Source organism: Lentzea sp. NPDC004782 (assembly GCF_040609115.1).
Lineage (GTDB): Bacteria > Actinomycetota > Actinomycetes > Mycobacteriales > Pseudonocardiaceae > Lentzea.
Genome location: NZ_JBEXJN010000062.1, coordinates 18225 through 40808, shown reverse-complemented (window position 1 = coordinate 40808; position 22584 = coordinate 18225). Strand labels below are relative to the sequence as shown.

The window sequence follows — 22584 nt, the reverse complement described above, 5'->3', positions numbered from 1 at the left end:
TCTGCAGTGAAGGGAACAACGACATGCCGCGCCGTCTGGTCGTACTGCCGCTCGCCCTGCTCACCGCCGCGGCCGCGCTCGACCTGTTGCACCTGCTCACCGGGTTCTCCCCCGCGCTCGCCTGGCACCTCATCACCGCCGGGCTGCTGCTGGGCATCGCGGTCGTGTCGGCGGACTGGCTGGACCGGATCTTCACCGAGCCGGCCGTCCGCTCGCCGCGGCGTGACCTCGGGATCGTCGTCGTGCTGGTGCTCTTCGGGCTGAGCTGGGCGTTGCGGCTCGGCCGCCCGGACTGGGAGCCGAGCTGGGCGGCGGTGCTCGCCGGGTGGGCGGGTGCCGCGTGGGTCATCCGCGCCGCGGTCCGGCAACGACGCACCGGCCCCGCTCTGACGGAAACGGTCACGTCTTGGCGTTGAGGTGCACCAGAACGGCGAGCACGCGGCGGTGACCGTCCTCATCGGACGGTAGGTCGAGCTTGAGCAGCAGGTGCCGCACGTGCGCCTCGACGGTGCGTTCGCTGAGCTGCAACCGTTTCGCGATACCGGTGTTGGTGAGGCCCTGCGCCATCAGTTCGAGCACGGTCCGCTCGCGTTCGGAGAGCGTGGCGAGCGGGCCGTCCGAGTCGCGCCGCAGCAGGCCCGCGACCACGTGCGGGTCGAGCGCCGAACCGCCGCGGGCGACCCTCTCGGCGGCGGCGAGGAAGTCGGCGACGTCCAGCACGCGGTCCTTGAGCAGGTAGCCGAAGCCGCCCTCGGTGATCAGCTCCGCCACGTGGGTCGTCTCGACGTGCTGCGACAGCACCAGCACGCCGAGGCCGGGATGCGTCTTCTTGAGCTCACGTGCCGCGCGGGCGCCCTCGTCGGTGAACGTCGGCGGCATGCGGATGTCGACGACGACGAGGTCGGGTGAGAAGGCGGACACCGCGGACGCGAGCCCGGTGGCGTCGCCGAGGGTGACGACGACCTCGTGGCCGCTGTCGGCGAACAGGCGGGCCAGGCCGTCGCGCAGCAACGCCTGGTCTTCGGCGATCACGACTCGCACGGCACCTCCGCGATGACCGTCGTACCGGAACCCGGTTCGCTGTCGACGCGCAGCCTGCCGCCCAGCGCGGCCACGCGGTCGGCCAGTCCGGTGAGCCCGCTGCCCGCGGACGGCGCGGCGCCGCCGATCCCGTCGTCGGTCACGGTCACCACGAGGTTGCCGGCGCTGTGGGTGACCGTGAGCGCGACCGTGGTGGCCCGTGCGTGCTTGACCGCGTTGGTCAGCGCCTCGCAACCCACGAAGTAGGCGGCCGCCTCGACGTTCTCGGCGAACCGCTCCGCCGGGGCGTGCACCTCGACGGGCAGCGGGGAGCGGCGGGCCAGGTCGTCGAACGCGGGCCGCAGCCCGCCGTCGAGCTGCAGGCCGTGGGCAAGATCGCGCAGCTCCTGAATGGCGACGGCGACCTCCGACACGGCGTCGTCGATCGTGCGGCCGGCCTGCTCGGGTGTGGCGGTGGTGAGCTGGTGCTGGGCGTGCCGCAGCGCGAGCCCGATCGCGACCAGCCGTTGCTGGGCGCCGTCGTGCAGGTCGCGCTGGACGCGGCGGCGCTCGGCGTCCCCGGCGGCGACGATGCGCGCCCTGGAGGCCCGCACCTCGCCGAGCTGCCTGCGCAGCTCGACGCGCAGCCTGGCGATCTCGACGGCCAGCCCGCCCGCCTCCACGACCTCGCGCACCAGAGCGGCCTGGGGTGTCGTGTGCACGACCACGCCGACGGGCCGTCCGTCCCGCTCGACCACGACTCGTGATCCCGTCACGTCAGGCCGTCTCACGCCGTCGAGGTCGACGTGTTCGTGGCTCTCCGGCAGGTACACGAGCAGGTCGAGCTCCGGGTCCGCCAGCACCTCGCGCAGCACCCGCACGACGTCCTCCGGCTCGGCCTTCCCCGCCCGCAGCGCCTCCAGGAAGTCCGTCATCCGCCGCCGGGCGTCGTAGCGGGCCCGGTTGAACCGCCGGTCGACGACGTCCTGCACCCGTTCCCGCAACGGCCGGAACGCCAGCGCCGCCACGAGTGTCGCCGCCGCCGTGGCCCACGGCGAACCACGCCCGAACGCCGTGCCGACCACGACGACCGTCACCGCGTAGGCGGCGACGAGGAGCACGGTCAGCAGGCCGTAGCTGATCGTGCGGCTGATCACGACGTCCACGTCGAACAGCCGGTATCGCAGGACGGCCAGGCACGCGGCCACGACGAGCCCCGTCAACGCCACCGCGGCGATGACGCCCGCGGCGGGCGTGACGTACCAGAGCGCGAACGACAGCGGCAGCCCGGCACCGGCCAGCGCGGCCGCGAACACGAACCACTTCAACTGCTGGCGGCGCAGGCCGGCCGAACGCCGGAACCGGACCACGAGCGCGACGACCGACGCGGCGAGCGCACCCAGGAAGAGCGTCATGCCGACCGCGAGCAAGGCACCGGCCGGCAGGCTCTCGACCGCCAGCGGGTTGCGGCCGTCGCGGAAACTGCGGCCGGTGTCCGGGTTGAGGCCCCACCCGGCGACGGCCAGCACGAGCCCGGCCGTGCCCGCCCACACCACCGGGCGCCACCGGCCGGCCTTGCCGTCCGGGAACAGCACGAACGTGAGGATCCAGCCGTAGCCGCTGGGCAGCCAGCTCACCACGCTGATCCACTCCGCGACGTGGCCGCCGGGCAGGCCGCGCAGCGCCCAGCCCTGGGCGAGGTCGGACGCCACCGCGTTGAGCAGCGCGAACCCCAGGAACAGCGGGCCGATCACGCTGCGCCGGGCGATCAGGGCGCCCGCACCGGCCATGACGACCGCGTAGATCGCGTACATGACCGTGTCGTAGTGGGGTTCGAGGCCCCACGAGAGGGCGATCGCACCCAGTTCCACGATCACGGTCAGTGCGAACACGAGCATCGGCACCGGGTCATCGTGACAGCAGTTCAGGGGGCCGACCACAGTGCCAGCACTGCATTCGGTTCCGTGCTCACGCCGATGCCACCGGCCTCCCCCGCGCAGCACGCTTCCCGGCACCAACTCCGACAGTTCCGAAAGAGAGGCCGCCATGTACGCGTTGAGTGCAATCGCGGGAGGCACCGCGACCGTCGCGTCCGCCGCGCTGGTGCTGGCCGTCCAGCCGTCCGTGCCGGACACGATGTGGAGCTACCCGTGGTCCGCCGGCACCTTCGTCCTCGTCTGCCTCGCCTACGCGGTGTTCCACGTGCTGGTGCTGGTCGGCGTGCTCGGGTTCGCCCGCAGCGGGGCCGCCGGCACCGGCAGGGCCGCCCGTGCCGGTGGTGGGCTGGCCGTCGCCGGGACCGCGGTGCTGCTCGCCGCCGAGCTGGCGTCGATCCCGTTCCGCGCGGAACCGTTGTCCGCCACCGGTCCGTCGGTGGTCGGGGCGGTCTTCGGGCTGGGCACGCTGCTGACCGCCGCCGGGTTCCTGATGACCGGCGTGACCACGCTGCGGGCCGGGGTGTGGCGGGGCTGGCGCCGGTACGTGCCGCTGGTGACCGGGGTGTGGACCGCGCTGCTGGTCGGGCTGGCGGCCACCGCCGGGATCGCGTTCGGCGTCGGTGTCTACGGGCTGTGCGTACTGATGCTGGGTGTCGCGATGCGCAGCCCGGTCGTGGCCACGAGGGCGCGGATCGCGGCCTGAGGTGCGTCTGTAGCGTGCGCGCGTGGAGATCACCGACGACCGGACGTTTCCCGCCGCACTGGTCGCGTTGAGCGGCGTCGAGTTCCCCTGGGACTACGACGAGAAGTCCGGGGAACCGGCGCCGGGCAACATCGACTACGAGCCCTGCGACGAGTTCGGCTCCGCCGAGGAGACGACCGACTGGATCAGGGCGTGGACCGGCAACTCCGAGCTCGACGGCGCCGCGTTCCGGGTGTTCGGGCAGGACGGGACCGGCGGGCTGGTGGCCAGCTGGCTGGTACGGCCGGGGCAGCCGCTCGTCGCGCAGCCGGTGGCGTTCTTCGGGTCCGAGGGCGAGGCCGGTGTCGTGGCCACGAGCCTGGGCGAGTTCCTGTGGTTGCTGGCCGGTGGGGTCGGGCCGCAGGAGGCCGTCGAGTTCGGGACCGAGAGCGGTGTCGGGCACGACGAGCTGCGCGCCGTGGCGGAGGAGCACTCCGGTGTCGAGCCCCGCACGCCCGCCGAGGTCCTGGCCGCGGCACGGGCCGAGTTCCCGGACTTCGCCGGGACCGTCCAGTCCTGGTGCCGCTGAGAAGCCGGAAGGGGGACCGGAACGATGCCCGGTCCCCCTTTGGTCTGCACCACTTTGCAGGCCCCGGATACGCTGACGGAACCTGTTGCGCCGCAAGGCGAACAGGACCTCACCCCATGGAGGTCACGTTCCATGAGAAGGCTTCTGGCGGCCGTGCTCCTGTTCACGGCCGCAGCAGTCCCCGCCGGTACCGCCGGCGCCGCCGACCCGGTCTACCGGGACCCGAGCCAGCCGATCCCCGTGCGGGTCGCCGATCTGCTCGGCCGGATGTCGCTCGACGAGAAGATCGGGCAGATGACGCAGGCCGAACGGAAAGCGGTTTCCGCCGCCGACCTCACCACCTACCGGATCGGCTCGCTGCTGTCCGGCGGCGGTTCCGCGCCCTCACCGAACAACGCCACGTCGTGGGCGGACATGTACGACAACTTCCAGCGCGCCGCACTCGCCACGCCGCTGGGCATCCCGATGATCTACGGCGTGGACGCCGTGCACGGCCACAACAACGTCACCGGCGCCACGATCTTCCCGCACAACATCGGCCTCGGCGCGACCCACGACCCCGCTCTGGTGCAACGGATCGGCCGCGCGACCGCCGAGGAGGTCTCGGGCACCGGCATCGACTGGGACTTCGCGCCGTGCCTGTGCGTCGCGCGCAACGACCGCTGGGGCCGCACCTACGAGTCGTTCGGCGAGACGCCGGAGAACGCGACGTCGATGACCACGCTGATCACCGGTCTGCAGGGCACCAAGCTCTCCGACCCCGGTTCGGTGCTGGCCACCGCCAAGCACTACATCGGTGACGGCGGCACGACCGACGGCGACGACCAGGGCAACACGCAGATCAGCGAGGCCGAGCTGCGAGCGGTCCACCTGCCGCCGTTCCGCGAGGCCGTCGCGCGCGGCGTCGGGTCGGTGATGATCACCTACAGCAGCTGGAACGGCGTCAAGACGCACGCCAACAAGTACCTGATCACCGACGTGCTGAAGACCGAGCTCGGCTTCAGCGGTCTCGTGGTGTCGGACTGGAACGGCATCGACCAGATCGACGGACAGCCCGGCTTCACCGCCGACGAGGTCCGCACCGCGATCAACGCCGGCCTGGACATGATCATGGTGCCGACCGAGTGGCGGTCGTTCATCACGCTGCTCAAGGCCGAGGTGCAGGCCGGTCGCGTGCCGATGTCGCGCATCGACGACGCCAACCGCCGCATCCTCACCAAGAAGTTCGAGCTCGGCCTGTTCGAGAAACCGCTGACCGACCGCTCCTACACCCCGTCCGTCGGCAACGCCGCCCACCGCGCCCTCGCCCGCGAAGCCGTGCGCAAGTCGCAGGTGCTGCTGAAGAACCAGAACGGCGTGCTGCCGTTGCCCAAGACCGCCGGCAAGCTGTTCGTTGCGGGCAAGAGCGCCGACAACATCGGCTACCAGAGCGGCGGCTGGACCGGCTCGTGGCAGGGCGGCAGCGGCCCCGTCACACCGGGAACCACGGTGCTGCAAGGCATCCGTGCGGCGGTGTCGTCGTCCACCACGGTGACGTACAACCGCAACGGCACCGGCATCGACGGCAGCTACCAGGCCGCGATCGCCGTCATCGGCGAAACCCCGTACGCCGAGGGCGAGGGCGACCGGCCTGGTTCGATGGGCCTGGACAGCGAGGACCTGGCGACGCTGAACACCCTGCGCGCGTCGGGCGTCCCGGTCGTCGTGGTGCTCGTGTCCGGGCGCCCGCTGGACATCGCGGCCCAGCTACCCCAGTGGCACGCCCTGGTCGCGGCGTGGCTGCCGGGCACCGAGGGCAACGGCGTCGCGGACGTCCTGTTCGGCGACTACCGCCCGACCGGCACGCTGCCGTTCACGTGGATGCAGAGCGCGAGCCAACAGCCGATCAACGTCGGCGACGGCAAGACACCGCTGTTCCCGTACGGCTTCGGCGCACAGTTCCCGGCCACGCAGAACGCCTACGCGATGATCGGCGCCTCCTACTACGACGAGCAGCGCGGCACCCAGGTCGAGCGTTGCACCGACTCCGGCTGCGGCCAGAACGTCGGTTATCTGTCGCCCGGCGATTACGTGGCCTACGCGGACGTCGACTTCGGTGCCACCCCACCGGCTTCGGTGACCACGCGGATCGCGTCCGGCTCGACCGCGGGCGGCACGCTGCAGTACCGGCTCGACAGCCCTACCGGCCCGCTCGTCGCCACGGTGTCCGCGGCGAGCACCGGCGGGTGGCAGACGTGGACGAGCCGCACGGCCGCCGCGTCCGGGGCCACCGGGGTACACCGGCTGTACCTGGTGGCGACCGGCGGCACGGGCGGCGACCTGGCGAACGTGAACTGGTTCCAGTTCGCCCACTGAGCAGCTGATCAGAATTCCTGTCCGAAACCGAGGGTTCCGACGCTCGCCTTCGCTGTCGATTGGGGTTCCTTCCTCCACGCCAGGTGGAGGAAGGAACCCCAATCATCGACGACGGCAACCCGGTGATGGCACGGTCTCCGGGCCGCGTCGCCCCCTGATCAGGCCTAACATGGACGCATGGGCACCACCACCCTGGAGCTGACCGACGAGGAGCTCGTCCTCCTGCGGCACGCGCTGCGCCACTACCTGTCGGAGTTCGGTCACGAGGAGGCCGACATCCTGCGGAAGGCCCGCGCGTTGCTCGGCAAGCTGCCCGCGCCGGCCACCAAGTAGCCGTCGGGGTCGCGGACATCGCCGCTGGCCGGCGAGCGATGACGCGTGGCCTGGACCGCGCACCAGCCCAGGAACGCGAGCGCCAGCCACACGTAGGCGTTGCCGATCAGGTGCTGCCACCAAGTCCACGCGAGCTCCCGGTCGTCCGACGTGGGCAGCAGCCGGTGCGGTCCGACCGCGAACACCGCCACGGCCGCGATCCGCACCCAGCCCCGGAGCACCAGCAGCGCGGGCGCGATCCACACCCAGTGGTGCGACCAGGACACCGGTGAGATCAGCAGTCCCGCGGCGGCCACGGCCAGCACCGCGGTGAGGTCGTCGCGCAGCCGTGGCAGCGCGAACACGGTGACCGCCAGCACGACCAGGCAGAGCGCCATCCACACGTGCTCGGACGCGCCGAGCCGGAACAGCAGGCCGCGCAACGACTGGTTGCCGCTGAAGGCGAGCCCGCCTACGCGGCCGGGGTCGAGCATCGCGGTGAACCAGAACTGCCTGGACTGCTCCGGTGCGAGCACCCAGCCCAGCAGACCGGCGGCGGCGAACGTGCCGACCGCGGTCAGGGCGGGCCGCCAGCGCCTGCGGGCCAGGAAGAACAGCACGAAGATCGCCGGGGTCAGCTTGATCGCGGCGGCGAGGCCGATCAGCACACCCCGCGGCCACGGTGTGCGCGGCAGCAGGCAGTCGGCGGCGACGAGACCGATCAGCACCATGTTGATCTGGCCGAGGTCGAGGCCGCCGCGCAGCGGTTCGAGCAGCAGGCACCCGGCCGCCACGCCGAAACCCGCCCACGGCACGGAGCTCCTGAGCGCCGCCACGTGGCACGCGGCCGTGAACAGCGCGATCCCGGCGGCGGTGAACAGGACCGCGACGAGTGGCACCGGCAGCGGAGACAGTCCGCTGAAGAGCATCGCCGCGAACGGCGGGTAGGTGAACGGCAGCCCGAAAGGGGCCTTGAACTCTCCGCCGTAGAGATCGGTTCCCGACCACCACGCGTCCCCGCCCGCGAGGTAGACCCGCAGGTCGATCAGGCCGTCGCCGAAACCTTTCACACAGGTCCAGACCAGCACCCCCGCCACGACCACAGCCCAGATCCGGCGCAGGTCGACAGGCATGGTAAAGCGAAGTCGATGCAGCACAACAGAACCCCTCGTCCCCCAGCGTCCCCCAGACGCGCGATGTGGACGAGCCTACTGGTGGAGGGGTGGCGCCGGATCAGCCCCTGGGCTGAGGGATCATGGTCGTTCGGCCGGCAACCAGCGTCGGCCTCGGCCGTTCGGCCGACCCCGGCCTGCACGAACGCCAGGTGGGCCGCCACCGCGTGTTGCTCAGGCGGCGCCGATCGCCTCGTCGAGGATGCTCAGTCCCAGCGCGAGCTCCTCCTCGGACGCCGTCAGCGGCGGCGCGATCCGGAACACCCCGCCCATGCCCGGAATCTGCACGATGTTCATGTGCAGCCCGAGCTCCAGGCACTTCCGCGTGATCGGTGCGCTCAGCGACTCGTCGGCGATCTCCAGCCCCACCAGCAGACCGCGCCCGCGCACGTCCGACACCAGCGAGTGTCGTGCGGCGATGTCGTCCAACCCGGTGCGCAGGAACGTGCCGAGCTTCGCGGCCCGCTCGTCGAGCCGTTCCTCGACCAGCACGTCCAGCACGGTGTTGCCGACGGCGGCGACCAGCGGGTCCGACACGTGCGTGGTGAAGAACAGGTAGTTCCTCCGATGCGCCTCCTCCTCGATCTCGGCGGAGGTGATCACCGCGGCCAGCGGGAGTCCGGCGCCCAGGGTCTTCGACAGCGTCAGGATGTCCGGCACCACACCGTCGCGTTCGAACGCGTACCAGGTGCCCGTGCGGCACAGCCCGGTCTGCGCCTCGTCCAGGATCAGCAGCATCCCGCGTTCGCGGCACTTGGCCGACAGGGCCGCGAAGTAGCCCGGCGGTGGCTCCAGAATCCCGCCGGAGCTGAGGATCGGCTCGACGATGCACGCGGCCAGCGACCCCACGGACTGCGCGTCGATCAGGTCGAACGCCAGGTCCAGCTGCGCCTGCCAGTCACCGGACGGCGCCGGGATCGCGAAGTTGCCGGGGGTGGCCGGGCCGTAGCCCTTGCGCCCGGCGCTGTAGGTCGCGGCCGCGGCGGCCGCCGTCATGCCGTGCCACGAGCGGGCGAACGACACCACCTCGTGCCCGCCGGTCACCAGCTTGGCCATGCGCAGCGCGGCCTCGTTCGACTCGGCGCCGGTGGTGAGCAGCTGCACCTTCGACAGCGACGGCGGGAGCGTCGCGGCCAGCCTCCTGGCGAGGTCGACGACCGGGCGGCTGAGCATGCCGCTGAACAGGTGGTCCAGGTTCGCGATCTGGCGCCGCACGGTCTCGACGATGCGAGGGTGCGAGTGGCCGAGGATCGCGCTCATCTGGCCGGAGGTGAAGTCCAGGACGCGCCGGCCGTCCTCGGTGAACAGGAAGCTCCCCGACGCGCTGTCGATGATCGCGCGGGTGAACGTGCCGCCGTAGCGGACCAGGTGGCGGTCGACGTCGTCCCAGAAGGTGTCCATGCAGCCGAAGCTAGGACCCGCCGAGCATCAGGTCCATCTCACATTTCCGCGCTCCCTGTTCGGAAATACTGCACAGCATGACGCTGAACCCGTGGCGCCTGCGCCTGCTCAGCCAGCTCGACGCGCTGGGCACGGTGCGGGCGGTGGCCCAGGCCGCGAACCTGAGCGCGTCGAGCGTGTCGCAGCAGCTCGCGGTGCTGGAGAGCGAGACGCGCACGCAGCTGATCGAACGGACCGGGCGACGCGTCCGGCTCACGTCGGCCGGGCTGATCCTGGCGCGGCGGGCGCGGTCGATCCTCGACCAGATGGACGCCGTGGAGGCCGAGCTGCGCGGTCTGGGCGACGAGCCGTCCGGACAGGTCCGGCTGGGCGCGTTCCAGAGCGCGATCCACGCCCTGGCCGTGCCCGCGATCGCGCGCCTGGACCACCCGCGCCTGCAGGTGGAGCTCGTCGAGCTGGAACCGCACGCCAGCATGCCCGCGCTGCTCGCGGGCGAGGTCGACGTGATCATCACGACGACCGACTTCGTGGAGCTGCCGGTGCCGCCCGACATCGACGTCGTGCCGCTCGCGGAGGACCCGATCGTGCTGCTCAGCCCGCCCGGCCGGCCGAAAACCGACCTCGCGGCCTGCGCGGACGAGCTGTGGGCGTTCGACGTGCCCGGCTCGTACATGGCGAACCTGGCCACGCGGCTGTGCCGGCAGGCGGGGTTCGAGCCGAGGGTCGTCGCCCGGTTCAGCAACTACGTGCTGACGCTCAAGCACGTCGAGGCCGGTCTGGCGGTCGCGGTGCTGCCCGCGCTGGCCGTCGACGCGAGGTTCGACGTGGTCACGAAGGAGCTGCCGGTGACCAGGAGGATCACGGCGGCGGTGCGGCGGGATTCGCGCGCCGCGATCACCGCGGTGCTCGACGCCCTGCATACTCCCAGGGGATGAGCCAGAAGATCACGATCAACGACGTGGCGAGCGCCGCCGGGGTGTCGCGGCAGACGGTGTCGCGCGCGCTCAACGACAAGGGCGAGATCGACGGCGAGACCAAGCAGCGCGTGCTCGACGCCGCCCGCGAGCTGGGCTACCGGCCGAGCCGCTTCGCCCGCGGCCTCGTGCGGCCAGACACCACGTCGATCGGCCTGGTCATCCCCGACCTGCTCAACCCGTTCTTCACCGAGGTCGCCGCCGCCGCGCTGGAGGCGGCACGCGCCCGCGGCTGGCACGTCGTCGTGTACGAGACTGCCGCCAGCCTCGCGGAGGAACGCGGCACGCTGGAGGTCATCGGCTCGCAGGTCGACGCCGTGGTCGGTTACCTCGGCCTCCCGGAGACCGAGCTGGACCGGCACACGCGCGGCATGCCGGTGGTGCTGATCGGCCGCGAACACCACTCGCCGAGGTTCAGCTCCATCCGGATCGAGGGCGCCGGCGGCGTCCGCGCGGCCGTCGACCACCTCGTCGCCACCGGTCACCGCCGCATCGGCATGCTCGACCAGTCGCTCCCCACCGGCCGGAGCGACCGGTACCGCTGGTTCCGCGACGCGATGGCGGCGCACGGACTCGCCCCGGACGCCATCACGGGCGCCGCGCAGTCGGTGAACGGCGGCGCCGAGGCGCTGGCCGAGCTCCTCGACCAGCGCCCGGACCTGACGGCGGTCTTCACGTTCAACGACGCCATCGCGATCGGTGCCCTGCGCGCAGCGCGCCGGCTCGGCCGGGAGCTGGCCGTGATCGGGTTCGACGGGCTGCAGCTCGGCACCGTGGTCGATCCGGAGCTGACCACCGTCGCGCTCGACACCCGCCGGATCGGCGCGCTCGCGGTCGAGCAGGCGGCGCGGCTGCTGGCCGGTGATGAACCGCTGGCGGGTGACGAGCTGGTGGTCCAGGCGGCGCTGCTGCTGCGCGAGTCCGCCTGACCTGCGGTTCCAGTACTCGGGGGTTGACACTCCCGTTCGTTCCGACCCACTCTTGCGGCATCCCGTGAACGTTCACGGGAACGCTCACGGGCCTGTCGGAGGGTGACCTTGCTGTCGTACGTCGAGGACTTCGGTCCGGGCACCGGTGCGCTGCCACCGCGTGCCTTCTTCACCTCCGACGCCGCGTCCCTGTCGCTCGACGGGATCTGGCGCTTCCGGCTGTCGCCGCACGCCTCGGCACCGCTCGGCGCGGAGCGCGACGACTTCGACGACAGCGGCTGGGACACGATCACCGTGCCGGGCCACTGGCAGCTGCAGGGCCACGGCTCCCCCGCGTACACCAACGTGGTCTACCCGTTTCCGGTCGAGCCGCCGTTCGTGCCGTCGGAGAACCCGACGGGCGACCACCGGCTGGTGTTCGACCTGCCCTCCGACTGGCCGGATGAACCCGCCGTGCCGCGGTTCGACGGCATCGACTCGGCTGTACGCGCGGAAGGCGACGTTCGCCGTCACGTTCCAGCATGTGGACCTCAGCTGAGCCGCGACTAGCATCGGCAGGAGGCCGGAAGTCGTGCTCGCAACTCGCCGTCTGGCGAGGTGGATGAAGGGCGCCTTCCTCCACCTGGTGTGGAGGAAGGCGCCCTTCCTCCACACCAGGTGGAGGAAGGCGCCCTTCATCCACGTGACTGCCCGACAGGGCCTCTGGCAAGCCGACTGGCCTCGGCAGGAGGCTGATCGAGGAGGCGTGTGGTGCCGCGGAAGTCAGAACCGTTGCGGAAGCTGGGTTTTCTCACCATCGGGTTGTTCGACGAGCACGACCCGGCGGCCGGGCACCGGTCCACGCTGGAGATCATCGAGCTGGGCGAGCAGCTCGGGTTCGACAGCGCGTGGGTGCGGCACCGGCACCTGCAGTTCGGCATCTCCTCGCCGGTCGCGGTCCTCGCCGCGGCCTCCCAGCGCACCAGCCGGATCAGCCTCGGCACGGCCGTGATCCCGCTGGGCTGGGAGAACCCGCTGCGGCTCGCCGAGGACCTGGCGACCGTCGACGTGCTGTCCGGCGGCCGGCTCAACCCCGGTGTGAGCGTCGGGCCGCCGATGTACTACGACGACGTCAAGCACGCGCTGTACCCGGAAACCGCTGACGTCGAGAACTTCAGCTACGACCGGGTGCGGCGGCTGCTGGACTTCGTGCGCGGCGAGAAGGTCACGGACTTCAGCGGCACCAGGGGCATCGAGGTGTTCTCGGACCGCGTGCAGCCGCACTCGGCGGGGCTCGCCGAACGGATGTGGTACGGCGGCGGCAGCCTGCGGTCGGCGCGGTGGGCGGGTGAGCACGGACTGAACCTGCTGTGCAGCAACGTGGTCCAGGCCGAGGAGTCGGAGACCTTCGCCGAGATCCAGCTCTCGCACATCCGCGCGTTCCGCGAGCACGGCGGCGGGCGGGTGTCGCAGGGGCTCGTGGTGATCCCGACCGACTCGGCCACGCCGCAGCAGCGCGCGAAGTACCAGGACTACGTGGACCGGCGCACGGCCCGCACCGCCACCCCGGTGGGGCCGCGCCGGTTCATGTTCGCCCGCGACCTGATCGGCACGTCCGCGGAGATCGCCGAGCAGCTGTACGCGCACCTCGCCTTCTCCGAGGTCGACGAGGTGGCGTTCGCGCTGCCGTTCAGCTTCGAGCACGAGGACTACGTGCAGATCCTCACCGACCTGGCCACCAAACTGGGCCCGGAACTGGGCTGGCACCCCGCCTGAGGCTGATTCGATGAACGCCGTCTAGAGCGCCCACCAGGTGTCGAGGCGTGGCACCGAGGTTGTGTCGCCTTGGGCGAAGCGGGCCGCGTGGAACAGGAAGCCGGCGATGCCCGCCGCGCCCGCCATCCAGCCGACGCCGGCGGGCAGCAGCGGCTCGGGGTTGCGGTGCTCGACGAACCGCCAGCAGACGCCGGAGCCGTCCGGGATCGCCCGTTCCACCACCACGTCCGCGAGGTGCAGTGCGAACTCCGTGTGCTCACCGGCGTCGAGCAGCCGGTCGCCCACTCCCGCGGTGCCGCAGCAGCGGCCGTCGTTGTCCCAGAAGCCGGGATAGCGGCGTTCGGGCAGGCCGGAGACGCGAACGCTGTGCAGGCACCGGGCGTGCCAGTCCATGACCGGCACGCCCGCCACCTCGGTGACACCAGCCCTTTTCAGCGCGGGCCACAGCAACGAGGTACCGGTCGGCCCGTGGCACCAGCCGTAGCTGAACGGCTCCATGTCCTCCAACGCCGGAATGCGCAGCGGCGCCCGGAAGCCGCCGTCGCTCGTGTCACCGAGCGCCACGAGGTGTTCGGCACCCGCGGCGGCCGCCTCGGCGAGGTCGGGGCGCGCGAACTCGGCACCGGCCAGGGCCAGCGCGGTCGCGATGCCCGCCAGGCCGTGCGAGAAGTTCGGTGTCTCCCGCTGCACGACGCACGAGCGCGCCGGCACCTGACGCCAGTTGAGCCCGGCGGGCGCCTCTTCCCGTTCCGCCAGCACGGCCTCGGCCGCCACCTTGGCGAGCTCGTCCGCTCCCGCGACACCGTGCCGATGCGCCCACACCGCGCCCAGCAGCACACCCGCCGAACCGAGCGTGAGGTCGTGGCAGCGCGCGCCCTCCAGGTAGCGCGGCGGACCGAACCACTCCAGCGCCCATCCGTCCGAAGTGGACAGGTCGAGGAGCCTCGTGACCGCGGCCTCGGCACCCGGGGCGTCCAGCACGGTCAGCACACCGATCGCGCTGACCAGGCCGCAGAAGAACGTGTGGTCGACGGACGTGCCGATGCCCGCGCGGACCTGCTCGGCGACGAGGTCCGCCAGGCGCTGCTCCTCGGCGGTCCACTCCCGGCTCAGGCTGATCTCGGCGAGCGCGTACGCCAGGCCGCCGACGCCCGAGTACATGCTGTCGCGATTTTCCTGGTCCAGTTCACCGCCAACAGATCGCGGGATCCACACCGCGTCGTCGTAACGGATCTGATCTAGCACCCACCGCCAGGCTGCCTCGGCGGTCCCCCAGTACTTCTCCATGAGACCATGATCTCACCTCGCTGACCAGCGAGGACGCGGTGACGCGCACGTTCGGTCCTGCTCGCCGCGGGTGATCTGGAAAGCTTGATGTGTGCGCGTGGCATTGCTGGGACCGACGACGGTCGAGGCCGACGACGGCACACCGGTCGACATCGGTGGGGCCCGCGTCCGCATGCTCCTGGCCCGGCTCGCGCTCGACCCCGGCCGGCCGGTGCCGACGACGACGCTGATCGACGACCTGTGGGGTGAGCAGCCGCCCGCGGACGCCTCGAACGCCCTGCAGTCGCTCGTGTCACGGCTGCGCAAGGTGTGTCCGGACGTCACGCTGGAGCCGGGCGGGTACCGGCTCGCGGTAGCGCGGGAGGACGTCGACGTCTTCCGGTTCGACCGGCTGCGCGCGGACGGTAGGCTGGACGAGGCGCTCGCGTTGTGGCGGGGTGACGCGCTGGCCGACGTGCGCGAGGCGCCGTTCGCCGCGGCGGCGGTCGTGCGGCTCGACGAAGCCCGGCTGGCCGCGGAGGAGGAGCGGTTCGCGACCGGGGACCTCGACGTCGCCGCGTTGACCGCGATGCACGAGAAGCACCCCTTGCGGGAGCGGACGGCCGGGCTGCTGATGCGGGCGTTGTGCGCGCAGGGCAGGCAGTCCGACGCGTTGCGGGTCTACGAGGAGGTTCGCGGACGGCTCGCGGACGAGCTGGGCGTCGACCCGTCTCAGGAGTTGCAGGACGTGCACCTCGCCGCGTTGCGCGGCGAGCTGAAGCCGCGGGCCGCGGTCGACCGGTTGCCCGTGCGGCTCACCAGCTTCGTGGGGCGCGACGAGGAGCTCGCCCAGATCACCGCGCAGCTCGGCCAGGCCCGGCTCGTGACGCTGGTCGGTCCGGGCGGTGCGGGCAAGACGCGGCTCGCCACCGAGACCGCGGCACGGCATCCGTTGCACGCCAAGGGACGCGTCTGGTTCGCCGCGCTGGCCGGTGTGCGCGCCCAGGAGGACCTCGCCGGCGCGGTGCTCAGCGCGTTCGACGTGACGTTCGTCGGGGAACCGTTGCGGCGGCGGGCGGAGGGCATGGACCGGATCGCCGAGGTGCTGGGCGCGGGCGAGTCGTTGCTGGTGCTGGACAACTGCGAGCACCTGATCACCGCGGCCGCCGAGTTCGCCGCCGACCTGCTGCGGCGGGTGCCGAACCTGCGCATCGTCGCGACCAGCCGGGAGCCGCTCGCGACCGACGGCGAGTCGCTGTGCCCGGTCGGGCCGCTCGCGGTGCCCGACGGGCAGGCCGACGTCGCCGGGTTCGGCGCGGTGCGGCTGTTCCTGGACCGGGCCGCGGCGGTGCGGCCGGGGTTCGAGCTGGACGAGTCCACTGTGGACGGCGTGAGGCAGATCTGCCGCCGGCTCGACGGCATGCCGCTCGCGCTGGAGCTCGCGGCCGCGCGGTTGCGGTCCATGACGATCCGGCAGATCACCCAGCGGCTGGACGACAGGTTCCGGCTGCTCACGTCGGGCAGCCGCACGGCGCTGCCCCGCCAGCGGACGCTGCGCGCGGTCGTCGAGTGGAGCTGGGACCTGCTGACCGGGCAGGAACGGCAGCTCGCCCGCCGGCTGTCGGTGTTCCCGGCGGGCGCCGACCTGGCCGCGATCGAGCAGGTCTGCCACGACGACGCGCTGTACGTGCTCACGTCACTGGTCGAGAAGTCCATTGTGGACGTTTTCGAGTTCGAAGGCGAGCCGCGGTACCGGATGCTGGAGACGATCCGGGTGTTCGCGGCGGAGCAGCTCGACGCGTCCGGGGAGAAGACCGAGATCCTCGGCCGGTTCCGGCGGTACTACCGGGACCTGACCGTGACGTGGGAGCCGCTCACCCGCACCGCCCGCCAGCTCGAGGCGATCACGATGTTCGAGGCCGAGCAGGACAACATCGTCGCCGCGTTGCGCGGGGCGGTCGACGACCGCGACGTGGAGCTCGCCGCCGACCTGCTCGGTGGCGCCTTCTGGTACTGGTTGGTCAAGGGCGACAACGAACGCGCGCAGCTGTCGGTGCGCGAGGTCCTCGCCCTCGGCGACGAGCTGCCGTTGCCCGAGGACCTGTCCGCCACGTTCCGGGCGATGCAGCTCATCATGACCGCCATCCCCAACCTGCCGGAGACGGAGCTGGCCGCGACCGTCATCGAGGACTGCGTGCGCACCGGCGCCACGAGCAAGTACCCGTCGCTGGCGATCGCCTTGCCGATGCTCGCGTTCCTCAGCCAGAACCCCGAGCTCGCCCGCCGGGAGGTGGAGCGCGCGGCGGCGAGCGACGACGCGTGGGCGCGGGCGGCCGCGGACTGGGCGTTGAGCTTCATCCTGGTCGACGAAGGCGATCTCGACGCCGCCGAGGCGGCCCGTGACCGGGCGTACGACCAGTTCACGGCCGTCGGCGACCGGTGGGGTTCGGCGATGACGCTCGGCATGAAAGCCGCGTTCGTCTCCCAGACCGGCGACAACGAGGGCGCCATCGCGCTGTACCTGAAGGGTCTCGCGGCGGCGCAGGAGCTGAGGTCCGCCGACGACGCGGTGCAGCAACGATGGCGGCTCGCCGTCGAGTACGCCCGGTTCGGCGACCACGAGTCCGCGGCGCGAGAAGTCGCCGAGGCCGAGAAGTACACCAACCACCTCGGCAACGACCAGCTGTCCATCATGATCGGCTACGCGAAAGCCGAGATCTGGCTGCGGTCCGGGCGGCTGGCGGAGGCACGCGCCCAGAGCATCCGGTTGAAGCAGTCCGCCGTCACCTCGACCACGCTCGCCCCGTTCGTCAGGGAGTGGTCGGCGAACGTCGACGCCCGCATAGCCGTCGCGGAGGGCAGACCGGACGAGGCTGAAGCCGGTGTGGCGATCGCGATCGAGACGACGTCGGGCCGCGGCGACATGCCGGACCTGGCGTCGGTCACCGAGTTGCTGGCCATCGTGCGGCACCGGCAGGGCCGCGACGACGTGGCCGCACGGATGCTCGCCCTCGCGCGGAGGATCCGCGGACGACTCGATCTCGGCGACCCGGACGTGCGCCGGTTGGTCGCCGAGATCGGTGAACCGGAACCCCTCGCGCTCACGAAGGCCGAGGCGGTGCGGGAGATCCGCGCGGAGGCGGGCGTCAGCGGCGGCTGACGCCCGCCCCGCCGTGCTCAGACCCGCTTGCGGTAGGCCCAGGTGGCCAGCGGGAAGAACACCGCGACCGCCGCGACCATCCAGACCAGCGAGCCGGTGAGCGGCCCCGCGATCGGACCGCCGTTGAGCAGCCCGCGCAGCGCGTCCGCCATCAGCGTGACCGGGCTGATGTCCGCCCAGGCCTTGAGCCAGCCCGGCATCGTCGAGGTGCCGACGAACACGTTGCTGCCGAACGTCAACGGCATGATCAGCACGAACATGATGCCCTGCACGGCCTGCGGCGTCTTGAGCAGCATGCCCACGAACACCGACGCCCAGCAGAAGCACAGCCCGAACACGATCGTCAGGCCGGCCGCGACCAGCAGCTCCACCGGGCCGGTCTGCACCCGGAAACCCATGATCGTGGCGACGACGAGCAGCACCACGATGCACACCACGTACCGCACGATGTCCGCGAGCACCGCCCCGATCAACGGTGCCGACCGGGCGATCGGCATGGCGCGGAACCGGTCGAACACGCCCTTGGACACGTCGGTGTTGAGCTGCACGCCCGCGGTCATGCTGGCCTGCAGGATGTTCATCACCATGATCCCCGGCACGAGCATCTGCAGGTAGCTGTCGGTGCTGCCGGCCAGCGCACCGCCGAAGAGGTACGTGAACATCACCAGGAACACGATCGGCGCGATCGTCACGTCCGCGAGCTGCTCCGGGTTCTTGCGGATCTTCAGGATGCCGCGCCAGCCGAGCGAGAGCCCGTGCCGCACACCCCTGTCGAACGCGATGGCGGTCATGCCAGGCTCCCCTCGGGCTCGCGCTTGCCGGTCAGCGACAGGAACACCTCGTCCAGCGACGGCAGGCGCAACGCCAGCTCGTCCGCGGTGATCCCGGCCTCGTCGAGCTTGCGGACCAGCGTGGACAGCAGCACCGGGTCGTTGACCGGCGCCGTCAGCAGGCCGGTGTCGTCGTCCCGGTTGGGCCGCACGCCGGTGAGGTCGCCGAGAATCCGTTGCACCGCGTCGAGATCGCGCAACGACGTCGGCCGCACCTGCAGCGTCTGCCCGCCCACGCGCCGCTTCAGCTCGTCCGGCCGTCCCTCGGCCACCACCCGGCCGTGGTCGAACACCGTGATCGTGTCCGCGAGCTGGTCGGCTTCCTCCAGGTACTGCGTCGTGAGCAGCACCGTCACGCCGTTCGCGACGAGCTTGCGGACCACGGCCCACACCTCGTTGCGGGCGTGCGGGTCCAGCCCGGTGGTCGGCTCGTCCAGGTACAGCACGGACGGGTTGCCGACCAGGCTAGCCGCGAGGTCGAGCCGCCGGCGCATACCCCCTGAGTACGTCTTGGCGGCTCGCCCCGCGGCGTCGGTCAGCTCGAACTGCTCCAGCAGCTCGGCCGCCCTGGCCCGCGCCCCCGTGCGGCTGAAGTCGAGCAACCGGGCGAGCAGCACGAGGTTCTCCGTCCCCGACAGGTCCTCGTCCACGCTCGCGTACTGCCCGGTCAGCCCGATCAACGACCGCACGGCCCTCGGGTTCTTCACCACGTCATGTCCCCCGACCGTGGCGTGTCCCGCGTCCGGGCGCAACAGCGTCGCCAGCACCCGCACCGCCGTGGTCTTGCCCGCGCCGTTCGGCCCGAGCACGCCCACGACCTTCCCCTCCGGCACCTCGAGGTCCACCCCGTCCAGGGCTTTCGTCTCCCCGTAGTGCTTGACCAGGCCTTCAGCCCTGATCGCCAGCGACATCGTTCCTCCCTGTGTCGGGAGAACCATGCGCCCGTCCGCTGGCAGCACGCGCACAGCCCGCTGTCAGCCGCTGGCAGCCGCCGTCAACCGGGGTAGGTGGCCAGGCGGCTCGACTCCCGGAAACGCCGGTAGAAGTCGATCATCGTCTCGGCGACGGGAGCGTGCCGGACGAGGATCTCGGCGACCACCTCCGGCACGTCCGCCGGCCTCTCCCCTGCCGCACAGGCGCGGATGAACGCGTTCCGATCGTCGCGCGAGTAGCCGTACAGGGCCGTGACGAGCCACATCACCAGATGCGTGGCGGTGTAGCGCCGGTCGTAGCTCGAATGCCCGGCGAAGAACTCCGCCTCCTCGGCCGAGAGGTCGAACCGCGAGGAGATCGCCAGCCCGTAGTCTCCGAAGTACAGCCGCCCGCCATCGGTCAGGATGTTCTCGAAGTGGGCGTCGAAGTGCAGCAGACCGCGGGAGTTCATGAACGAGATCCCGGCCGCCAGCTGCGTCTCGACCGCGGCACAGGCACCGGCGAGCGCCTCACCACCGGTCTCGACCTGAGCCCCGAGCCAGTCGTGCAGGTTCCACGGGACGTACTCCAGGAACAACGCGATGCAGGCCGTTGCCGCGCTCAAAGCCTCGATCCGCCGACGGACCTCCCCGCTGCCACCCCAGTAGGCGACCGCCCTGTCCACATCGGCCAGCTCCTCCGGCAGCGACTGCCCGGAATGCGGCAGCACCCGCCAGTGGTACATCAGCGGGAAACCTTCGAACTCGCCCTTGAGCACCCAGTCCGTCGTCATGGCGTGCACGGCCAGCTCCCGCCACGCGCCGAAACCCGGCCCGCCGATGACGCCGACGCCGTAGTGGCAGAAGACCGGCAGCTCGAAGAGGTTGGCCGTGGACCCGACGTGGGACGGCTGCCGTTCCCAGTCGGTCAGCGGCAGCCGCTTGACGAAGACCGGAGTCCCGCCCACGTCGAGCAACGCCGTCGGGCCGCCGATGCCGGACCCCAACGGCTCGGCCGCGTCCAGGAGATCGCTCAGTTCACGATCACCGCACCGGGCCAGCTCCGCTGCCACGGCCCCATGACCGGCCGACCGCGTCACGTTGTGCTCCCCCCACTTCATCATGATCACGATAGCGAGAACAGCTCCGGGCCGGCCTGCGTCCGAAAACTCACTGCGGAGTGATGTCGGATCCGGTCCGCGCCGTTCGTGGAACAGGTGAGCGGCCCGCACCGAGGGCCATGACCACAGGGGAAGAGATGTCGCACCCACAGCCCGTCGCCCGCCGCATGTTCGACCTCGTCGAGCCCATCGGCATGGTGCCGTTCATCGCCAACGAGTCCGACCAGGCGCTGATGGCGCTCGGCCTGCGCAACGCGTGGGACGCCTACTTCGCCGGCCGGGCCGCGCCGTTCGGGCCGACGGTGCCGGCCGAGGTGGTCCACGCGGTCTTCTACAACTTCGCGCCCGGCGAGGTGGCGCGTCACCTGCCGCGGATCTGGGACCTGACCACGCCCGAGGCGGCCCTGGAAGCCCGCGAACGGGGTTGCGTCGCGGGGATGCGGCGGATTCTCGGCGCGCTCGCCGACGACCCCGCCGTCGCCCGTGCCGGCGAGCTCCTGCTGCGGGCCGCGACCAGTGCGCCGGTCGAGGGACGCGCTCTCTTCGCCGCCCTCCGCGCGGTTCCGGTCCCGCAGGAGCCCGTGGCGCGGTTGTGGCACGCGGCGACCCTGCTCCGCGAGCACCGCGGCGACGGGCACACCGTCGCGTTGATGGCCGAGGGCATCGGCGGGACGGAGGCCCACGTGCTGCACGCGCTGTCCGTCGGCATGCCCGCGCACGAGTTCGGCCGGGTCCACCACCTGCCCGCCGCGCAGCTGAACGCGGTCGTCGACGGCATGCGCGCCCGAGGCCTGATCGGGGCCGACGGCTGGCTCACCGCCGACGGCCGGGCCGCGAAGGAACGGGTCGAGGAGCTCACCGACCGGCTCGCGGAGGCGCCGTACCGCGCGTTGAGCCCCGCCGAGCTCGATCTTCTCGCCACCGACCTCGCACCGATCTCGGCTGCTCTCAAGGCCGCGTTCCCGTGGTAGCCCGGGTCAGGCCGGTGGTGCCAGCACGACCGCCGAGTTGTGGCCGCCCATGCCGAGCGACGACTTGATCGTCACGCCGTCGCCGACCGGGGTGAGCCCGTCCAGCAGTCCCGGATGTCCGGACGCGACGACCGGTGGCGCCGGGATCACGCCGCGGTCGTAGGCCATCGCGGTCACCGCGACCTCGATCGCCGACGCCGCGCCCTGGCAGTGGCCGGTCAGCGGCTTCACCGAGTAGATCGAGGTCTCCGGACCGAACAGCTGCTCCAGGACGGCGGCCTCGGCGGCGTCGCACTGCGCGGTTCCGGGGCCGTGTGCGTTGAAGTAGCGCACGTCGGCGGCGCTCACCGCGGCGTTGTCCAGCGCGTCGGCGAAGCACGCCGTGATGTGGTCGAGCCGCGGGTCGATCGACGTCACGTGGTAGGCGTCGTGCGACATCGCGCCGCCGAGCGTGACGGCGTACGGATTCCTCGCGCGGCGCGAAAGGACGAACGCCACCGACGCCTCCCCCATCACGAAACCCCTGCTGCCCTGCTGGAACGGGCGGCACGCGTCGAGCGGCTCGGCGTCGACGACCGCGACGCCGAGCCGGACGAAGTGGGCCACGTTCTCCAGGGTGAGGGAGAGATCCGTCGCGACGAACACGACGTCGTCGACGATTCCCGCGTCCAGCCACGCCTTCGCGGTGATCAGACCGGCGTTGCCGGACGCGCACATCGCCGAAACGTTCATCGCGGGGCCGTGGAAACCGTATTCCTGCATGAACGTCGACATCGGTGTGGACGGCATCAGCGCGAGGTAGTCGTGCACCGGCAGCTTTCCGCCGCGAGTGACGTAGAAGTCGCGCCACAGGTCCACTTCGCCCAGCACGACCGCGTGCAGAAGACCGACCCGGCGGCCGGGTTGCCAGCCGCGGGTGCCCGCGTCCTCGATGGCTTCTCTCGCGGCGGCGCGCATCGCCCGCGCGAACCTGCTGGGCCCGTCCGCCGGATCACCGCCCTCCCCGACACAGGCCGCCCAGACGGTGTCACCGGGGAAGCTGCCCAGCTCGGGAACGACGACGGCGGCGGGCTTGCCGCTCACCAGCCCCTCCCAGAGCGACTCGCGGCGCCACCCGTACGCGCTCACCACGCCGATTCCGCAGATACCCACACCCCGCCCGACCATATCCAGCTCCCCCACACCGAGGGCCGACACCT

Annotated in this window: 20 protein-coding genes and 1 pseudogene; 12 read left to right on the top strand and 9 right to left on the bottom strand. The window is 71.6% G+C overall.

Translation table 11 applies throughout. The annotated features are described in order from the left end of the window. Positions 1 to 23 precede the first annotated feature (23 nt). Complete coding sequence (locus tag ABZV40_RS38415) at positions 24 to 416, top strand: hypothetical protein (RefSeq protein WP_355453547.1); 393 nt, start codon at positions 24 to 26, stop codon at positions 414 to 416. Here the strand turns inward: ABZV40_RS38415 and ABZV40_RS38410 are convergent. Both ABZV40_RS38410 and ABZV40_RS38405 read right to left on the bottom strand, forming a co-directional pair. Further along, positions 400 to 1041, bottom strand: coding sequence for a response regulator transcription factor (locus ABZV40_RS38410; protein ID WP_355453544.1), 642 nt, complete (start codon positions 1039 to 1041; stop codon positions 400 to 402). The two genes, ABZV40_RS38415 and ABZV40_RS38410, sit on opposite strands and share 17 nt — an antisense overlap. After that, positions 1029 to 2918, bottom strand: coding sequence for a histidine kinase (locus ABZV40_RS38405; protein WP_355453591.1), 1890 nt, complete (start codon positions 2916 to 2918; stop codon positions 1029 to 1031). The genes ABZV40_RS38410 and ABZV40_RS38405 overlap by 13 nt, the downstream gene beginning before the upstream one ends. Before the next feature lie 148 nt (positions 2919 to 3066). Between ABZV40_RS38405 and ABZV40_RS38400 the strand changes: the two genes are divergently transcribed. From ABZV40_RS38400 to ABZV40_RS38380, 5 genes and pseudogenes are all read left to right on the top strand, one after another. Next, complete coding sequence (locus tag ABZV40_RS38400; RefSeq protein WP_355453541.1) at positions 3067 to 3660, top strand: hypothetical protein; 594 nt, start codon at positions 3067 to 3069, stop codon at positions 3658 to 3660. A 22-nt stretch (positions 3661 to 3682) separates the two neighbouring features. Continuing rightward, the gene (locus tag ABZV40_RS38395; protein WP_355453538.1) at positions 3683 to 4228 is read left to right on the top strand and encodes an SMI1/KNR4 family protein; all 546 of its coding nucleotides are present in this window, start codon (positions 3683 to 3685) and stop codon (positions 4226 to 4228) included. Positions 4229 to 4360: 132 nt separating this feature from the next. Then, positions 4361 to 6169 (top strand): annotated as a pseudogene (locus ABZV40_RS38390) (glycoside hydrolase family 3 N-terminal domain-containing protein); the annotation flags it as partial. A gap of 24 nt (positions 6170 to 6193) precedes the next feature. Beyond that, positions 6194 to 6583 (top strand): carbohydrate-binding protein, encoded by a 390-nt coding sequence (locus ABZV40_RS38385; RefSeq protein ID WP_355453588.1) that lies wholly within the window; start codon positions 6194 to 6196, stop codon positions 6581 to 6583. 177 nt (positions 6584 to 6760) lie between these two features. Next, positions 6761 to 6916, top strand: a complete 156-nt coding sequence (locus ABZV40_RS38380; protein ID WP_355453535.1) for a hypothetical protein — start codon at positions 6761 to 6763, stop codon at positions 6914 to 6916. Here ABZV40_RS38380 and ABZV40_RS38375 read toward each other — a convergent pair. Next, positions 6844 to 8028: a glycosyltransferase 87 family protein gene (locus ABZV40_RS38375; protein ID WP_355453532.1), complete on the bottom strand. Its 1185-nt coding sequence runs from the start codon at positions 8026 to 8028 to the stop codon at positions 6844 to 6846. The two genes, ABZV40_RS38380 and ABZV40_RS38375, sit on opposite strands and share 73 nt — an antisense overlap. Positions 8029 to 8241: 213 nt before the next feature. Continuing rightward, positions 8242 to 9468: an aspartate aminotransferase family protein gene (locus ABZV40_RS38370; protein WP_355453530.1), complete on the bottom strand. Its 1227-nt coding sequence runs from the start codon at positions 9466 to 9468 to the stop codon at positions 8242 to 8244. A 77-nt stretch (positions 9469 to 9545) separates the two neighbouring features. On the opposite strand from ABZV40_RS38370, the gene ABZV40_RS38365 reads away from it, so the two are divergent. The 4 genes from ABZV40_RS38365 to ABZV40_RS38350 all read left to right on the top strand — a co-directional run bounded on the left by ABZV40_RS38365 (position 9546) and on the right by ABZV40_RS38350 (position 13126). Beyond that, entirely contained in the window at positions 9546 to 10403 is an 858-nt protein-coding gene (locus ABZV40_RS38365) for a LysR substrate-binding domain-containing protein (protein WP_355453527.1), read from the top strand. Next, a complete protein-coding gene (locus ABZV40_RS38360; protein ID WP_355453524.1) occupies positions 10400 to 11371 on the top strand; it encodes a LacI family DNA-binding transcriptional regulator in 972 nt (323 codons plus the stop codon). The genes ABZV40_RS38365 and ABZV40_RS38360 overlap by 4 nt, the downstream gene beginning before the upstream one ends. A 102-nt stretch (positions 11372 to 11473) precedes the next feature. Further along, complete coding sequence (locus ABZV40_RS38355; RefSeq protein WP_355453521.1) at positions 11474 to 11920, top strand: sugar-binding domain-containing protein; 447 nt, start codon at positions 11474 to 11476, stop codon at positions 11918 to 11920. 201 nt (positions 11921 to 12121) lie between these two features. Continuing rightward, positions 12122 to 13126, top strand: coding sequence for an LLM class flavin-dependent oxidoreductase (locus ABZV40_RS38350; RefSeq protein ID WP_355453518.1), 1005 nt, complete (start codon positions 12122 to 12124; stop codon positions 13124 to 13126). A gap of 21 nt (positions 13127 to 13147) precedes the next feature. On the opposite strand, the gene ABZV40_RS38345 is transcribed toward ABZV40_RS38350, so the two are convergent. Further along, positions 13148 to 14413: a lanthionine synthetase LanC family protein gene (locus ABZV40_RS38345; protein ID WP_355453515.1), complete on the bottom strand. Its 1266-nt coding sequence runs from the start codon at positions 14411 to 14413 to the stop codon at positions 13148 to 13150. Positions 14414 to 14510: 97 nt separating this feature from the next. Here ABZV40_RS38345 and ABZV40_RS38340 point away from each other — a divergent pair, with 97 nt between their 5' ends. Beyond that, entirely contained in the window at positions 14511 to 17552 is a 3042-nt protein-coding gene (locus ABZV40_RS38340; RefSeq protein WP_355453512.1) for a BTAD domain-containing putative transcriptional regulator, read from the top strand. 17 nt (positions 17553 to 17569) lie between these two features. Here the strand turns inward: ABZV40_RS38340 and ABZV40_RS38335 are convergent, their stop codons facing one another. From ABZV40_RS38335 to ABZV40_RS38325, 3 genes are all read right to left on the bottom strand, one after another. After that, complete coding sequence (locus ABZV40_RS38335) at positions 17570 to 18343, bottom strand: ABC transporter permease (protein ID WP_355453509.1); 774 nt, start codon at positions 18341 to 18343, stop codon at positions 17570 to 17572. After that, positions 18340 to 19293 carry an ATP-binding cassette domain-containing protein gene (locus tag ABZV40_RS38330; protein WP_355453506.1) on the bottom strand — a complete coding sequence of 318 codons (954 nt, stop codon included), beginning with the start codon at positions 19291 to 19293 and terminating at the stop codon, positions 18340 to 18342. The genes ABZV40_RS38335 and ABZV40_RS38330 overlap by 4 nt, the downstream gene beginning before the upstream one ends. Before the next feature lie 83 nt (positions 19294 to 19376). Continuing rightward, positions 19377 to 20414, bottom strand: coding sequence for a hypothetical protein (locus ABZV40_RS38325; RefSeq protein ID WP_355453503.1), 1038 nt, complete (start codon positions 20412 to 20414; stop codon positions 19377 to 19379). Between the two features lie 137 nt (positions 20415 to 20551). On the opposite strand from ABZV40_RS38325, the gene ABZV40_RS38320 reads away from it, so the two are divergent. Beyond that, positions 20552 to 21385: a MarR family transcriptional regulator gene (locus ABZV40_RS38320; RefSeq protein ID WP_355453500.1), complete on the top strand. Its 834-nt coding sequence runs from the start codon at positions 20552 to 20554 to the stop codon at positions 21383 to 21385. 6 nt (positions 21386 to 21391) lie between these two features. On the opposite strand, the gene ABZV40_RS38315 is transcribed toward ABZV40_RS38320, so the two are convergent. Beyond that, positions 21392 to 22552 (bottom strand): beta-ketoacyl synthase N-terminal-like domain-containing protein, encoded by a 1161-nt coding sequence (locus ABZV40_RS38315; RefSeq protein WP_355453585.1) that lies wholly within the window; start codon positions 22550 to 22552, stop codon positions 21392 to 21394. Between the last annotated feature and the right edge of the window lie 32 nt (positions 22553 to 22584).